The 15,478-nt window shown below is 44.5% G+C and carries 15 protein-coding genes; 2 read left to right on the top strand and 13 right to left on the bottom strand.

Going from position 1 to position 15,478, the window contains the following annotated elements:
- Positions 1-76: 76 nt before the first annotated feature.
- From ETEE_RS21580 to ETEE_RS19200, 12 genes are all read right to left on the bottom strand, one after another.
- Positions 77-253 carry a hypothetical protein gene (locus ETEE_RS21580; protein ID WP_158407659.1) on the bottom strand — a complete coding sequence of 59 codons (177 nt, stop codon included), beginning with the start codon at positions 251-253 and terminating at the stop codon, positions 77-79.
- Complete coding sequence (locus ETEE_RS19250; protein ID WP_034164925.1) at positions 243-692, bottom strand: hypothetical protein; 450 nt, start codon at positions 690-692, stop codon at positions 243-245. The genes ETEE_RS21580 and ETEE_RS19250 overlap by 11 nt, the downstream gene beginning before the upstream one ends.
- Positions 682-1,071, bottom strand: a complete 390-nt coding sequence (locus tag ETEE_RS19245) for a hypothetical protein (RefSeq protein WP_034164926.1) — start codon at positions 1,069-1,071, stop codon at positions 682-684. The genes ETEE_RS19250 and ETEE_RS19245 overlap by 11 nt, the downstream gene beginning before the upstream one ends.
- Positions 1,072-1,156: 85 nt before the next feature.
- Positions 1,157-1,693, bottom strand: a complete 537-nt coding sequence (locus ETEE_RS19240; protein WP_034164929.1) for a hypothetical protein — start codon at positions 1,691-1,693, stop codon at positions 1,157-1,159.
- A 296-nt stretch (positions 1,694-1,989) separates the two neighbouring features.
- Complete coding sequence (locus tag ETEE_RS19235) at positions 1,990-2,415, bottom strand: DUF3085 domain-containing protein (protein WP_051905157.1); 426 nt, start codon at positions 2,413-2,415, stop codon at positions 1,990-1,992.
- Positions 2,416-2,528: 113 nt separating this feature from the next.
- Positions 2,529-4,325: a VWA domain-containing protein gene (locus ETEE_RS19230; RefSeq protein WP_034164930.1), complete on the bottom strand. Its 1,797-nt coding sequence runs from the start codon at positions 4,323-4,325 to the stop codon at positions 2,529-2,531.
- Positions 4,326-4,408: 83 nt separating this feature from the next.
- Entirely contained in the window at positions 4,409-5,686 is a 1,278-nt protein-coding gene (locus ETEE_RS19225) for a DUF3150 domain-containing protein (RefSeq protein WP_034164931.1), read from the bottom strand.
- 214 nt (positions 5,687-5,900) lie between these two features.
- Positions 5,901-6,911, bottom strand: coding sequence for a YqaJ viral recombinase family nuclease (locus tag ETEE_RS19220; protein WP_034164932.1), 1,011 nt, complete (start codon positions 6,909-6,911; stop codon positions 5,901-5,903).
- Between the two features lie 57 nt (positions 6,912-6,968).
- Complete coding sequence (gene bet / locus ETEE_RS20695; protein ID WP_081926463.1) at positions 6,969-7,982, bottom strand: phage recombination protein Bet; 1,014 nt, start codon at positions 7,980-7,982, stop codon at positions 6,969-6,971.
- Between the two features lie 104 nt (positions 7,983-8,086).
- Positions 8,087-8,980: a hypothetical protein gene (locus ETEE_RS19210; RefSeq protein ID WP_034164933.1), complete on the bottom strand. Its 894-nt coding sequence runs from the start codon at positions 8,978-8,980 to the stop codon at positions 8,087-8,089.
- Complete coding sequence (locus ETEE_RS19205) at positions 8,967-9,953, bottom strand: AAA family ATPase (protein ID WP_034164934.1); 987 nt, start codon at positions 9,951-9,953, stop codon at positions 8,967-8,969. The genes ETEE_RS19210 and ETEE_RS19205 overlap by 14 nt, the downstream gene beginning before the upstream one ends.
- Positions 9,954-10,283: 330 nt before the next feature.
- The gene (locus ETEE_RS19200) at positions 10,284-10,604 is read right to left on the bottom strand and encodes a hypothetical protein (protein WP_034164935.1); all 321 of its coding nucleotides are present in this window, start codon (positions 10,602-10,604) and stop codon (positions 10,284-10,286) included.
- Positions 10,605-10,897: 293 nt separating this feature from the next.
- On the opposite strand from ETEE_RS19200, the gene ETEE_RS19195 reads away from it, so the two are divergent.
- Positions 10,898-11,605: a hypothetical protein gene (locus ETEE_RS19195; RefSeq protein ID WP_227625210.1), complete on the top strand. Its 708-nt coding sequence runs from the start codon at positions 10,898-10,900 to the stop codon at positions 11,603-11,605.
- A 153-nt stretch (positions 11,606-11,758) separates the two neighbouring features.
- Positions 11,759-12,610 carry a hypothetical protein gene (locus ETEE_RS19190; protein WP_034164936.1) on the top strand — a complete coding sequence of 284 codons (852 nt, stop codon included), beginning with the start codon at positions 11,759-11,761 and terminating at the stop codon, positions 12,608-12,610.
- 61 nt (positions 12,611-12,671) lie between these two features.
- On the opposite strand, the gene traN is transcribed toward ETEE_RS19190, so the two are convergent.
- Positions 12,672-15,470, bottom strand: coding sequence for a conjugal transfer mating pair stabilization protein TraN (gene traN, locus ETEE_RS19185; protein WP_034164937.1), 2,799 nt, complete (start codon positions 15,468-15,470; stop codon positions 12,672-12,674).
- Positions 15,471-15,478: the final 8 nt, after the last annotated feature.

Genomic DNA, 15,478 nt, shown 5'->3' with positions numbered 1-15,478 from the left:
ACGGTCTAAATAGGCTGATTCAAGGCATTTACGGGAGAAAAAATCGGCTCAAACATGAAGAAATGAAATGACTGAGTCAGCCGAGAAGAATTTCCCCGCTTATTCGCACCTTCCTTAGCCAAGCATGAAGAGAATCCAAACTAGCATTATTATCTAAGTTGGCGATTTCAGACTTATCATTCGCCATAGGCTTTGACATAACATTAATTTCTTTATGCAATCCTACCGCATCGAAAATTTCCTCAATCATCATTATCCTCACAAAGACAATAAGGGCGAGTAATAATTTCCGCAGCTATAAATGCATAATCATAACCTTGCCAAAACCATTTCTCTGCTAGCTCATATGCTTTACATGATGGCTCGCCACGACCATAAGCCATCACATAATCATAGAAAAGCTCCTGATTAAAAGCCTTTCCTTCTGCCTCCATGAACCAAGCAAGAGGGCATTCAACAATACGATGCCTTACGACATCACGCTCTGAATACCCTTCCCTGATCGCCTGCTCTAGCATTTCTCGCGACATTCTAGGTGGAGTGATGATTTCGACATCGATTCCCTCTGGGCCAGAAAAACTATCATCATATGGAAGACCAGCCAGTGACAAACTGTTACGTTTACACCAACCTATCATTCTAATGATTCTATTTTTATCTGACTCTTTGGCCGTGTATCGGTTAAGCTGCATACTCACCCCCGACACCTTTTTGATATTCAATATCAAAACCGACCTCAACCATTAAGGCCATATCTAATTGAGTCAGATTAGTATCTAAAGCACCATTAGCTGATGATTGCACAATACCTTTATGAGCCAGATTTAAAACCTGTTTCAAAGATGACAGTATTGACTTTGCCCCATCTTCAATATGCTCTAGTACATCTTCCCACTCCCAATCTTCAAACGGCTGCCAAATTATCAGACCATCAGGTGATACTCCCTGCCCAACACAAGTAGACAAGTAGACATAAGCCTGATACCACTCCGTCTGGTCCCCCAAGCTGCTGAGAGTTTGGGCAGTTGCATAACCGTATGCGATTTTTTCCAAATTGGTATGGATAGACATAATAAAACTCCTCATTCAAGTAAATAGAGGAGCCCCAACCCGCAGGTAAGGCCCCTCCGGGTTTATTAAAAATCTCAGGTATGTACTACCGCTGATTAAAGCGTATAGCTTTACTTATAAAATCATCCATAATGTAGTTTCCAGCAGCTTTAAAATATCGCCGCCACTCTGCCCAGTTATTTTTTGAGATGCCATATGTAGGCGACTCAAAAACTCCCCAAACTTTCAAACTACATCCGACGGATAAAACATGATCCACTAAATCACTGAGCTTCTCCTTACTCATTGAAGTGTTCAACTGGCATGGAGGCTGTTGAATCATGCGATTAGCCTCATCAAAGTTAATCTTTTCAATGATGCCTAAGCGGGTATCGACTAAGAACATCACAATCTCTTGTCCTGAGCTTCTTGTAGTCCAGTGCATAACATAAGTTGGGTGAACGCCAACCTTAATAGGCACCAATAAAGACCCACAAGTACGAAGTACCCAGATCAACTCACGACCATTGTACTTTTCAAGCATAGAAAGATCTTTTTCAAGATCATCGGCATAAAAAGTAGGTAGTTTGTTCTTTTGAGAGATACTCAGCATTTCTGCTTTAAGTTTTTCAATATGAGACATACGTGCTCCCTTATCGTTTTGGACACACGTTGCCAAACAGGCGCAGTGCGCCCGGTGGGCTAAAATGATTACTGTTTATTTTTGGCGACCAGCTATCGCACATTTCGCCCTCACATGAGGACAAAAAATAACTTTCTAAGATGCCCTATACAAAGACATCTGGGAAAATGATCAGAATACATTATTCAACAAAACAGGCTCGGGTACGAATCTGAAACTGCCCTTTTTGGGTACACAAGAAGGAAGTCTGGCCCCCTCTTCAAGAGATAGGGGCCAGGTTGCTTATACCTAACCGTCTATAGGTTAGTCGAATCCCAAGATCTCTCCATCCATGAATGATCTGGGTCGCAAGTAATCCGAAACTCGGATTTCCCTTGTTTAACAGCCAAGTATGCCAAGAACGGCTGGATAGTTATGGTTCCATCGCTACTGCCAAATAACTTGCACTTGTTGTCATCAAAATCTTGATCAACATGGGGGTTACACCCTTTGGCATAAGCAACTGCGCCACGGCTAGCCGGAGTTCCATCCAACTTCGCATTAGTGATCAGGTAAAGACCATGATCCCCAACTAACATTAAACTAGGTCGAATTTTCTTCCGCCTGATATGTTTAATCTCTCTAGCAAACATATCATCTATTGTCGGTTTGAATTGCTCAGCGGCCTCAAGCTCAGCCAACAGCTTCTTAACATCCTGAATATCGAACCGAAGGATGGACATAATCACACTCCGTAAAAATCACAGAGGAACCATCCCCCAACAAGGGGTGATAGCCCCCTGTTGGGTTAGTTAAAGTTATGGCTGGCAGAGCCACCAGCCATGTTACTGAGTCATCAAGACACAGAAGAGACGGTCAAAGCACGCTCCATTAGCTTAAATAAAGAGTGCTGTAGAGAAGAGGCATCATTAATAACAATGTTCTTTGAGAACAGTCCAGAAACAGATCCAGTCTCTACACCTATACCAATTACCTCAACACCGCTATGCTCACAAAGGTTGATGACAGAACGACATGCCGGGATATTTTGTGGCTCCCCATCAGTCACTACTATCAACATATTACGAGCCTCTTTAGTCTTGACAAGTTCATATGCTGCATACCAGATGGCTTCCGCCATTGGAGTCCCTCCCGTTGCTTGGAAGAGGAATCGACCAGCCTGACTCCGTGCTGTATCACCATGCTTGATGGCACTAAAAACGGGATTGCTCTTGTTTCCACCAAAAAAGGTGACTGCCGGATTTACGCCAGGGATTGCCTCCAGTGCCAACGCAATAGCTAACGCTGACTCTCTCGCAATATCCTGTCGCTCCTTACCATTTTTAGTCTTCGAAGTCATCGATAGGCTCATATCAACCAAGATATGAACGGCAGTATTCGGGCGCGGCTTCGACTCAGGGCTGAGAAATACACGCGTATCGCCGGACACCACACGATGTAGCTTGCGAACATCCACACGTTTCCCAGAACGGTTATTACGGTGAGCAACCCTTTGACTCGCTTGGACCAAGCCATAGAGCTGAGTCCTGATTTTTGACGTAGTGCTTCTCACATCATCAATCAGTCGTTTCCCGGCGTCAGGGTGTTTCACTGCCTCAGAAGCTACACGAACCGTCATATAGCTACTATCGCCTTGCTCCTTAGCTAACTGGCTCAGCTCAGCCTTTAGTGCTTCACGCGCATCACCACGCAAGTCATCGGCACCAGCATTTAAAACCTGCTGGAGTATCTTGGCCGCGTCTTGTTTTTCCGCGTCAGAATTACCACCAGCTCCGCTTTGTCCTGCTGTACTGCCGCCATCAGCATTCGACCCACTTTGGTTATCTGCTCCTTTCGGCTCAGATACCTCCTGGGCATCATCTTGCTGCTGGCTCTTGCCTGGTTGATCATCCCCATTGGTACTAGACCCTTGATGCTGATCATTCCCACTGTTACCCATAGAGTTCTGTTGTCCACTACCATCATTTTGCTGGTTTTGTTCATTCAGATCTTTCTGGGTTTTTTTATCTTCTTTCTCCTTTTCCTCTTGGAGCATTTTAATAATGTCGTCAGCTAATGCTGTTACATCTGCGGTTGACTTAGTGTTAACTGCTTTACGAAGTAACGCATTTAGTCGGATCACAACACCTTGAGGAAACACATTTTCGAATACCGTAGTAGCGGAATCGAGATAGCTTTGAAGGACAGATTGCCCCACAGCCTTCGTTTGTAACCAATACAAGCAGAGCCCTGTCAGAATAGAAGCTGGAGAGTCTTTTTCTGTGACATGTGAGTAATGCCCTGCCTGAGCCATGTAACGCGCTACCTCATTCAGCGTATGGGATGTTCCAGGGAACAGCTCCATCATGGCTCGCTCAATGCGACAGTCCTCTAAAATATTGGACAGCTCACCATGAAGACCGCTACGGCGTTCAACCCCAAAATCTGAAAAGCGAACATGGGCAGCCTCATGAGCCAAATAACCCCAAACAGCATCCATATGTGGATAGCTATCGGGGATATTCGGAACTACGATAGTTTTACCATCGGTGTAAGCCTCATCATTACCGATCGCGACTTTAACACCAAGTTTCTCACCGTAGGCTGCGGCCACAATTGGTAACGCGCTATAAATAGTACGTTTTTTGGACATATCTTTTCTCCTGGTTGGGAAGGAGATAGTCCATCCCGGAGGGGATGGCCATCCCCTCCGGGTCGGTTTAGTTCAAGAGACTATTAGAAGAAATAGTCGCTACTATCAGCCTCAGGTTGTTCCTGATTAAGAGATTGATCGCTCACATCTCCTTGGTTCTGAATGGGTTCTGCCTTAGCATCATCCAGCGAAGCAGTTGCAACACTAGCCTCAGAGAGGTCAGCTTGAACTGTATCATCTGCATTGGAGTTATCTTTCGACTCACTCCCGCCTAGTTCAGGACAATTTTTAAAGAAATTGTCGATATCCTCACTCAAATCATCAATACCATTACTGATACTGTTTCCCTCAGATTGAACAACATCAGCAACATTATTCTGTTGTTTGATGTCATCCCCCTTCCATTCATCCTCATGTGTATCATCACTAGATTTAACACTTTCCGGTTCGGCTTTTGTATCATTAGCCGGATTCCCTGTAAGGGTCTCCGAGCCACCAATATCATTAGCCATCCCTTCTACACTGATCAAACCATTGGCATATTGCTCAATACGTTCTTTCTCGCTCATGATCAGCACAGCGGCCACGACCTGATAAAAGAAAGGCGCAACGATGTTTCGACCATCGGCATGTTTCTCATAACCATTGAGAGTCTGATCAAGCAACTTCACCAGTGGGTTAAAGGCATTGTTCAAGAAACTAAGTCCATCCACCTTATCGCGAATATTCCGAAGAGTTTGCCGTGTCGTAATTCCACACTGGTCACGACCAGCTAAACGCTCCATATAGAACTTATTTGCCTCTTGAGCAACTTCCGAGATGAGATCGTCCCCCAAGCTCTCAATTTTACGATTAAGGCGCTTAGCGCTACCTTCATCTTCATTTACTGGCTGAACCATGAACAATTGATACTCAAAGCCGATCCTGGCTTCAACGGTTTCTTTTGGCAAAGAACCAGCTCGGATAGCTCCAGCATATTCAGGGTTTTCACGACACCACTCATCAACTGCATCGTTGTAACCTTTGATAAAGTCTTGCTTTAGTTGTTCAAACTGAAAGCTGACTCCATTTAACTTTGCACAGATCTCATCTCTTTTGCTGATAGGGACGGCAAAACCATTCATGAATGGCATACCAAATCTCAACAACATACGACGAGTCTCTGTTTTCAGTCGATGGAAACCTTTTAACTTCGCAGGGTCACAGATTTTTTTACTCCCAAGTTGAGCTACTTTTTCCGGGGGAATTTCACCCCCCTCGCCCAGCTTGAGATCTGATGCAGATAACCGAGTTTGTCCACTCCATATATCAAAGTCTGCATAAATGACACAGATTTTTTCTAAGTGGTTAAGTTTATTCATGATGCACTCCATTAAGTTGAGGGCGCATCACGACCCATACCGGGTGGATACGCCCGGTTGGGCTAGCTAATAAAAACGTTAGTTTGCTGTTTATTTTTGGCGACCAGCTATCGCACGTTTCGCTCCCCGAAGAGAACAAAATCTGTTTTCCAAGTGGCACAAATTTTCACATGTGAAAATCGATACCACTTGGAAAGCAGGGGACTCCCCCTACTTACCAGTAGAATGTCTCTACTTCTTCCGGTCGATCATTCAGAGGCGCAAGAACATCCTCATCAACAATATACCGAGGTTTCACCGAACCAGTAACCGTAATCCGACACCGGTCAGATGATTTTTCCCTGTAATGATCAAGGTCTTCTGGCTTAACACCTGACACTTTTTCATCCAGTAGCTTTTTATAGTCTATTCGGCCAGCAACCTTATATCGAGTGACTAGCACACCGCAGTAATCTGCATGGAGGTACTCTCCCATCAGTGATTTCATCATCTCAACATGGGGCTTCTGGCGCTCTTGAAGCTGCACCAAACGCTGTTTTATCTCCTGAATTTCACTTTCATACAGGCGATACGACTCAGCAGCAGTAATCCAGATATCGATCTCTTTTCCATGTGGAATGAACAGATCTTTCTCCGGATTTTTATCAGGCTCCTTCTTATCTTTTACTTGTTGCCAGAATACTTGAGCCTCAGCCAAGATTTGTTGGATCATGGTCTCATCTCGGAGTATCAAAAACTCCTGTATCTGTCCATCAAAGTAAAAGACTAACCACCCCCGTGTTGCACCTGTTACTAACAGTTGATGCTGAACTTGCGGATAGTAAAGTCGGTATGCCTTGCTGTTTGTTTGTTCAGCACAAACTTCCTCCCATACTGACCCGCTCGGGCATTTCAGCTCGACGGGTTCTCCTTGACTGTTGAGTCCATCTAACGATGCTCTCATTAGTGGAGTTGCTACAGACTCGACACAGAGAGAAAGAAGCAAGTCATTATGCTTTTCCTCAAATGCACGCCTTGCAATATCCTCGTTCTCGACTCCTCTGCGAACTAAAGGATTCAAGCTAAGATCTACTTCTCGCGCATACCCTGTCTTCTCAGCCCAGAGTCTCCATCGTGTCTTATAAGGCGATAATCCCACTAAAATGGCAGCATCAGTAGCTGTTATGCCATTACGCCGCCACTCTAACCAATCATCACCTTCCTGCGAAAGGTCAACGACATTCATAGAACCCTCCAAGAAAAAAATTGGAGGGGCCACCCCCAGGGGAGGCCACCCCTAGGGTTAATAGTAATGATCACCGTCGCAAAACTTCGTTGCCTCATGCAAGTCAATCGCCATGTTAGCCTGAGGTTGCTGAGGTTGTTGAGTTTGTTCTTTAGCCTTGAGCTCCTTAGCCTTGAGAGCATCGACTATATAGCACAAACTTCGCTGATCATTTTGATACCGCCGTTTTGCATATTGAAACGCAGGTTTCCAGCTATTATTAATATCCCCCACCCGCTTAACCAGCAGCCTCACGACTTCATCGAGCTGTTTATGCTCGATATCCGTCAGAGGAGCCTGAACCTCGTTCTGCTCGATAGTTAAAGGAGTATGGGTCTTATCCTCTAAACAGCCCTCACGATCTCCATCCTCAAAATTAACTGGATTTATGATCTTCTCAGACTGTTCATGGATACGTTCAGCTTCATCTATGTCATAAATACCTGAAAAACCGAATGCAATACGAGCACATTGAATCAACGCCTTATGACGAAGTTGGCGTTTTGTATGCGTCTGCCAAGGGCCATCCATGGTGTACTGATTGCCGCCCTTAGATTTCAGTTGAAATGGAGGGCGGTACACCTCATCGAGAAACTCCTTGATACGAATAGGGCGTGTCCTGTCCTTGCGGTACATTACACACTCAATCCAATCAGGGCTCTCAACTTTGGCACCTCTCATCTGCACGAGCTTATTCGAATACACAAATTCCACGCCATCATATTGTGGGTGTTCATTGATAATTCGGCTCCAACCATCAACTCCTATCACAGGAATTATGCCATTCTCCCTATCAGGGTAGGCGTAAATCTCCTTAGTAAAAGGATTCAACCTGTATTGCTCTGCAACGATCAACAAAGCCATCATTTGCTCATTCGTTGGTGCTGAGCCATCACGTTGTTTAAACGCTGTAGCTTTCAGAGAATCAAAAAACTTCACAGGGTCAATCCCGTAACGACTAGCTACACGGTTAACCAGTGAAGGAGACTCATCCTTCGATGAGGATGAGGATGAGGATGAGGATTCAGACATGGTGTTCTCCTTACTTAGCGGGACACCACGACCCATCAGGGCACTGGTGCCCCGATGGGGATATTAAAAATATGTGCTCCAAATGATTTGGAGCACATCGTAGGTTAGAAAAAAAAGTCCTCTCGATCGGTTTTAACTGCAACCAGATTAATCAGAGCAGATACAAGGCCAAGCCTTTCTGCATCCATTCTGACCTCATCATGGTTGAAGCAAAATCGTTGAATAAGAGGCAGGTATGAGTCAAAACGCTTAAAGTCGCAGATAGTGCCCAGCTCATCGCAGAACTCCACCAGCGGCTTAACTTCGTCTGAGAACTCACTACTACGCTGCTGAAATTGCTGTTGCAAGTACACCAACATCAGCCACGGTTTATACCCATGCTCCGGAAGGATTTCACCAGCCCCAACCAATGTATCTGGATGGATAGTGTTCTCTCCGAGAGCTGTATCAACCGATAAGGAATAGCCCTCTTCGGTTTTCATCAACACATCTGGAGTAGACTCAAAGCCGAGTAAATCCGCGCCCTGAGTAAACACCTCTGTGATAAAAACACTTAATGCTCCCATACGGCCTGTACGCACAGGCGGTGGTGATAACAACCAGCTAAGGGATACCACACGAGCACAATGGCGGGAACTACTGCCATTATCCCCATCCCGAATTACAGTAAGTCTCTGTGCGTTTATCAGAACCTCATCCAGGTAGTTAAACCGGCTGAGAAACTGTGAGACATACTGCTTTTCTTGGTCCTTATAGGACATAGGGATCGTATGTAAACTAGTTGCTTCAAAAGGCCCACTAAGTGTAGTTTCAGACCAACTTCCTAGGTCTCCAGTTTTAACAATACGTTCTAGCTTAACTAAAGAGAATAATCCCGGTGATAAGAGTTTTGGATCTGGCTCTCGGAGCATTTTATACCCGATACAGGCCTCCACTCGCTCTGCCGTTGCTCCATCAACAAAGACGTAGCGACTACACGCACAGCTATTTTCCACCATGATTACTGCTCCATTGATCGCCGAAGACATCCTTAGCTATACGCAGGATTGCCTCCCGCTCTTCCTTGGCAGCTCGTGCAAGCAGAGCTTGCTCTAACGCGTACTCAATAGCGTTAGGTGCTCCACGGAACGCCAAGGAAAGCTTTGCCCACCGTACTAATGTCCGGGTAGACATGGTTACACTGAGCTGACCATCAGCTCCGTTTTCGCCAAGAAATAGCTTTCGGATCTGATTTGCGATCCGAACCATACCATTCCGTACATTCGCGGGGAGAGCTGGAGTGACGAGACTAAGGATGCAAAGTTCAGAAGCCTCGTCTGCATACCCAACCACAGTGAAACGATAGCGATCCATTGCTGCAATGTTTTGCATCATCACACCTTGGTACAAGCCCGACGCATCTCCGGAACCAGTTGAGTTTCCGGTAACGACAACACGAAACATCGGGTGTGGCTTAATGATCTCCCCTCCATTCTGGGTGATCACTAACGGACGTCCTTCCAAGACATCATTCAGCCCTGCTAACTCAGCAGGATCAGCCAAATCTACCTCATTAATGAGGAGAATATGGCCTTCTCGCATGGCAACAGCCAATGGGCCATACATGAACTGCATGACTGGAGGCTCCCCAGGTTTTTCCGCGATCAGTGCATGGTGCCCAATCAAGTCCGTCAGCTCCATCCGGCCATGGGCCGTTAGTTGCTGAACAGGCCAATTCAAGCGCCCTGCAATCTCAGTAATCCCTGAGGTTTTACCTGACCCCGTGGGGCCAGTAATAAACAAAGCGTCTCCCCCAGGCTCAGCGAGGTAAGCTAAAACCTCTCTCAACAACTGTTTGCGGAAGACATAGTATTTATTAATAGATGGGATGAAAGGATTAGAGCTATCAGCATAGCCAGTAGCTTTTACCCCCTTAGGGATATCCGGTAGACCGAAGATCTCTTGTACTGAAAATGTAGCCAGTGTTGACATAAGGTGTACTCCTGATAAGGGGGGTACACCAGCCCCAAGCGGGAGGTGTACCCGCATGGGTTAAGTGTTTACTGTTTATTTTTGGCGACCAGCTATCGCACTTTTCGCCCTCGGAGAGGACAAAATCTGTTTACTGATGATCAAAACCATAAGTAAACAGACTCTACGATAAAACCTCCGTAGCTTGTCTTAGAAAACACCTGCCTCCAGGCAATTTTTAAGACAAGCCACAGAGGCTGTGTCTTCTGTCACTATCAGTAGCTAGCGACAGAGACACCGAGGAGATACTTCTCCCCGATGTCGATAAACGAGCCACACGTTGGCACGTTACTACCATACAAGATGATCGCCTTTACGCAAGTAAGTAGGGATTTCAAGATAATCTAAATCTCGATCTTGCTCGATAATATTTTGAGTTTGTGGGAAAAACTCAACAACAGCCTTCGGCTGCTTCACAGCCTTAGCTGTTCGAGATTTGATGACGGCCTGTACGGACCGCATTGCGGTTATTGCATATTTGTTCATTAAGAACAAACCAAAGCGGTGGAACGTCTTCGTAAGGGCTGCAAAGGCCGTAACAAATACCTTTGCCCCAACACATAACGTACCAAAAGCCATAAGCATACACGCAATGAAAGTAAGGATATGCATGGTGTTACTCCTATAGATAGAAAATCCAGGAGCAACGCCCGATAGCCGGGGTATGCCCCCGGTGGGGTTAAGATATGCAGTAAGCATATAGGTAGATGCTGTTTGTTTTTGGAGACCAGCTATCTCACAGATAGTCGCGATGCGACTAAGATGTCCTAAATATAGCTCACATTTGTAGGTAGGAAAACGCTGTAAGTGACCATTTTGGGCACATTGGGATGTCTGAAAGACGATTAATAAGCCTTATTCTTTTTTATGCGTTTATCTTTACCTCAAAATTAGGAGTTATCCATATGGCAGAAGCAGTGGCAGTAACTGAAACCGGGAGTGAGCGAAGCAGCAACATCCACTCTAGACCTGTTTTCACTCAATCCTTAAAATTGAATAGCCTCCAAGCACAACGTGTCATGGATCGTAGCTTTTCTCGGGTATCAAATGCCCTGTTCTCCATTGATGTGATTCTACGCATTATCGGGGACCAAGCGGCTATTGATGAAGTTGAGCTCGTTATCCTGGAACATATCAGTAAAGTCAGTGATGACCTGGATCAAACCTCAGCTCAACTCAAAAAGTTGATGGCCGATAACGGTATTGATGAAATGCCTGGATATACCAATCCAAAAGAATACTCTATCGAGATCAACTCTCCCCAAGTCGCCCAGTTTGCACATATGATCCGTAAAATGGATGCACTCATGGGTGTGGTAGACACACTGTGGCTACACTCAATTTTAAATAGCAAACAACGTACTGATGCCAACTACCAATGGCAACAGCGATTTATCCGTCTGTCCGGTCGCATTATTGGTATTGAAAAACGGGCACGTATCTCAGCCCACTCGAAAGGGAAAGCGACCGAGGTAGAACAGGCCGCACCAGAAACTCAAGAAATGCCAGAAGAAGACGGCCTATCTTGTGATGTTATCCAAGACAATATCGCCACAAAGATTTCTCTGGGCAAACCAACCTCCACCGCTGAACTACAGGAAAGTGTTGCATAGCAATGCTTGATGTTAAATCTCCATAAAAAGTCAAACTAACAATATAGCGCTTCACCAGGATTTGCCCCTCATTTGAGGGGCTTTTTTTATAGTTTACAGTTGCATTTTATAACTCTGTGATATTGTCTAAATACATTCGAAAAGGAGAGCAACATGAACAAAGTATTATTTGCATCGCTCACAGTCGCGATCGCCACCATCACCGGATGTGCATCCACAACCTACACACCTCCGGCACCTAAAGCAGACCATAGCCGAGCGTACAACCTTGCAGAGGCTGGTGGATTAGTTACTGGCATCAGAGATGCCAGCGTTCCTCGTGACACCTTAGAGCGCCTAACAGACACAAAAACTTTCGGTGCTGCATATGTATTAGCAGGATATGCCTCACCAACTCTTGGTATGACTAATTGGCAGGGAGGACTTGTTAATCTAGCAAACTGGGCCTTTGGCCCGAAGCAACAGGGTGCTCGCAATAGCCTTATCGCATGGATGCCAGCCAACGAAGCCAGCTCACCCTCAGTAGCCCGAGACAAATTAGTTTCACATGTGAAAACGTCCATTGCTGAAACACTAAACAATCTCAACGCAGATTTTGATGTATACGGTAAAGACGGGCGACTAACCTACTTCATCGCAAAGAAAGATTGGGGATGCCCTGATTTCACTGACAAAGGTAAAGCCCTTTCTGAGTTGTGCTCGATAGACGTACAAGTTATCGATCCACACAAAGGAGTAGCACCCTCCTTGATCAGCAGCTCTCCAAAAGAAATATGGGCTTTCACGTCGGAGGATGCCACTCAATACAACCGTATTGATTTAACCAATGGGACCAATGCCCATATGCCACAACAAATGATTTATGCAAATATTAGTAAGAAATTACCTAGCTGGGTGATCTTATACTTAGCGCCGAAAGGCGTAACCTTGGGTAATGGGGAGAAAATTGGATTTCCCTACATGTTAGAAAATGGGAAGCCTGAGTTTTTTGTTTACCCAAAATAAAAGCCACCAACACCAAATAGTAAAAGGCCGCATTGCGGCCTTTTATTTTAGATAGCCTTATCTATTTAGTCATCTTACCCAAACTATTCTTAGCCCCAGTATTAATATCCATATTATCTGTTACCTTTTTCCTAATCCCATCTACATCAAGGCCATCTAATCGCTCAATAGCTCTCTCTTGTGAGTTCTTTCTAGTTCCATCAATGTTAAAGTCATTCCCCGAACCAGTAATTGATTCGATATTTATATTTTGAGGATTAGGGAATTTACCATGTTGCTGTAAAATACCCAACCACTCGGTAAGGTCAACCTTGTCCCAATTGATTTTCCCGATATCTTCTAATGGAATACCATCACACTGTGGACTCTTCGCTGAACCAAATGTCATACCAAGCTGAGGCCTAACCTGCTCTTGAATAATACGAGAGAGCGGGGAATTAAAGCAACAGTATGCCTCACGCTCCTCAATACACTGGCCTAATATTTTAGTCTTACAGTAAGAACCAACATAAGTACAATTATCTAATGCTCTCTGAGCGTTCATTGTAAACTCATCTTCTTCACACTTCCAAATCATTTGAATCATTACCATACTGACTACATAGACCGTATAGATAGTCATAGCAGTGCTAAGCCACGTCGTTGCTGTTTGCATTAACTGCTCGGCAGCTTGTTTAGATGCCGCTGTGGCTGCTGTATTTGTCATTGCCGCATCTTGCCCAGTCGATTTTAGTATATCGACCATAACATCTTTTATTTTCCCCTTTATTTGATCAATGAATTGATCGACAAACTCTGTCATTGGTTTAGTAATAGCATCAACACTGCCAGATAAATTCTCAACATAACTAGTGAATGGTTTTGTCACCTCAGTCCAACCCTGCATAACCGGATCGCGAATTACTTGATAAGCCCCTTTAATAGGATTACCAGTGGATAAGCTCATGATCGAACCATCCAATTTAGGAACGGCCATAATCAAGTTTAGATAATCTGCCAGTGATATATTGCTCGGTTTTTCACAACAATCAGAAACGCCACCGACTGCAATTTTACACTCACCACTCTTTCCTCCAAATGCAGAGCAGACAACGTTCTCATCTCCAGTTGGCTTGCTATTACCATCCTGGCCGGTACATACCATATCCTGAGTCATGAACTGCGCAGCATTTAACAAAGCTGCGGCCTTAGCAAAATCAGTGCTCTGAGTTTTACTCAAATCAAGGCAATCATCTCCCATGCACCGAATGGGACCACCACAGTTATATTCGGTCTCCTTCTCTACATTCGGGACCTTTACATCCGATCCACAATCGTAAGTATCTTTAAAAACATAGCAAGTCCCAGACTGCCCTTTTGCTCCGTCAATACATTCTGAGCTTATAAATCCACATTTTGGATTATCCTCATATTTCTTACATGAGTTTAAATTACCACCATTATTTATAGGACAGTGTTTCTCTCCTTGAGGGTCAACCCAACAATCCATTTGCCCTTGATAATAATCCCAGTCAGCTTTTACATGTACTTTCTTGCAAAAGCGGCTAATGTCAGGCAAAGGTGATTCTGCCAAATGATTCTCACAAATACGAATACCGTTTATCTCAGTACACTTATCGGAACTAACATTAGGCATATCAATACATTCAATTGTTCCTTTAGCAAAACCATCTACAACTCCTTTTGCAGAGTTTAAGCACGACTGAGGAGTCCATGTATCTTTAGTCACGGTCTTAGATGGATCAAACCTAATTTTTATTCGTCCAAATCCCTCCCCTTCCCCTGCGACAGAGACACGGATTTTAAAAGTTACAACATCTCCAGGACTAACCTCTTTAAAGTATCGAGTGACATCTACATTTGGGTTTCGTTCCCAGCTAGTGTTTAACTCACAAGACCCTCCAGTTTCTGGTGGAAAATTATTATTAGGGCCTTGCCATACCTTCGTTTCAGATCCAGACTTACCTACCCAGACCTGCATATAATCGTCCCATTTCGCGTATTCTAAAGTAGCTGAGATAATAGCGTCGGGATTACTTACAATGACACGTGTAAACTCTTCATAAACTGAGCACCAACCACTCCAATAGTTATCTCCAATTCTACCAATCCATAGTTCTGTGCAGTCTGGCCCACAGGACTTAATGTTGTAAGGCCCATCATAATGCTTAACCACTGAGGCATCATAGTCATGTAATACCTCACAGTCAGCACTCTGATCCATGACTCGTTGGCAACGCTCATACTTGGGAACGTGAGCATTAAGAGTGCTATCTTTGATGATTGTATCAGAGGAACAATCACCAAACCCTCCAGCAATCAGATCCATATTTCCATAAATATCCTTACTTGTGTTAAGGATTGGATCATTTGAAAAATCAGGTCTTGAGCGATTAGCTGCATCAAGTAGCACTTTATAAGCAGCACCAGCAATGGAAGGGCTTCCACTATTAGCATCGCTCCATAAACTCCCTTGTGCATCGTTACCTTGTGAGTCCATATTAGGACTAGAGTCATATAATCCCTTGAGTGATTCAACACTCGGTTTTTTTCCATCAGGGAAAAACCCGCCAGCATTATTATTAGCAGAACTCGTCCCAGGGAAGAGCTCGTTCACGTTAAAACTTTCCTGCCCTCCCATATCAAACTTTCCATCTTTTATTGTAGGAAGTGTTATTTGTCCATTCTGAACACTACCTGATGATGACCTAAATGATTCAGCCATACTATTCCCCAAGTTTTGAGCATCCCGACCAACTTGAGAAATATCGCTATTTGCGTATCCATGAACAGGCAGAAACGATGTGGTAACAGCCAGAATGGTCGCCATTGCTTTATAAGCTATACATTGAACATTCATAATGCATC

Origin of the sequence: Edwardsiella anguillarum ET080813 (genome assembly GCF_000264765.2) — a bacterium.
Classification (GTDB): Bacteria; Pseudomonadota; Gammaproteobacteria; order Enterobacterales; family Enterobacteriaceae; genus Edwardsiella; species Edwardsiella anguillarum.
The sequence above is the reverse complement of the archived record's forward strand: the minus strand, read 5'-3'. Positions and strand labels throughout refer to the sequence as shown.

Coding starts and splice junctions, on each gene's coding strand:
- ETEE_RS21580 (WP_158407659.1), bottom strand. CDS start 253: ATGATGATTGAGGAAATTTTCGATGCGGTAGGATTGCATAAAGAAATT.
- ETEE_RS19250 (WP_034164925.1), bottom strand. CDS start 692: ATGCAGCTTAACCGATACACGGCCAAAGAGTCAGATAAAAATAGAATC.
- ETEE_RS19245 (WP_034164926.1), bottom strand. CDS start 1,071: ATGTCTATCCATACCAATTTGGAAAAAATCGCATACGGTTATGCAACT.
- ETEE_RS19240 (WP_034164929.1), bottom strand. CDS start 1,693: ATGTCTCATATTGAAAAACTTAAAGCAGAAATGCTGAGTATCTCTCAA.
- ETEE_RS19235 (WP_051905157.1), bottom strand. CDS start 2,415: ATGTCCATCCTTCGGTTCGATATTCAGGATGTTAAGAAGCTGTTGGCT.
- ETEE_RS19230 (WP_034164930.1), bottom strand. CDS start 4,325: ATGTCCAAAAAACGTACTATTTATAGCGCGTTACCAATTGTGGCCGCA.
- ETEE_RS19225 (WP_034164931.1), bottom strand. CDS start 5,686: ATGAATAAACTTAACCACTTAGAAAAAATCTGTGTCATTTATGCAGAC.
- ETEE_RS19220 (WP_034164932.1), bottom strand. CDS start 6,911: ATGAATGTCGTTGACCTTTCGCAGGAAGGTGATGATTGGTTAGAGTGG.
- bet (WP_081926463.1), bottom strand. CDS start 7,982: ATGTCTGAATCCTCATCCTCATCCTCATCCTCATCGAAGGATGAGTCT.
- ETEE_RS19210 (WP_034164933.1), bottom strand. CDS start 8,980: ATGGTGGAAAATAGCTGTGCGTGTAGTCGCTACGTCTTTGTTGATGGA.
- ETEE_RS19205 (WP_034164934.1), bottom strand. CDS start 9,953: ATGTCAACACTGGCTACATTTTCAGTACAAGAGATCTTCGGTCTACCG.
- ETEE_RS19200 (WP_034164935.1), bottom strand. CDS start 10,604: ATGCATATCCTTACTTTCATTGCGTGTATGCTTATGGCTTTTGGTACG.
- ETEE_RS19195 (WP_227625210.1), top strand. CDS start 10,898: ATGGCAGAAGCAGTGGCAGTAACTGAAACCGGGAGTGAGCGAAGCAGC.
- ETEE_RS19190 (WP_034164936.1), top strand. CDS start 11,759: ATGAACAAAGTATTATTTGCATCGCTCACAGTCGCGATCGCCACCATC.
- traN (WP_034164937.1), bottom strand. CDS start 15,470: ATGAATGTTCAATGTATAGCTTATAAAGCAATGGCGACCATTCTGGCT.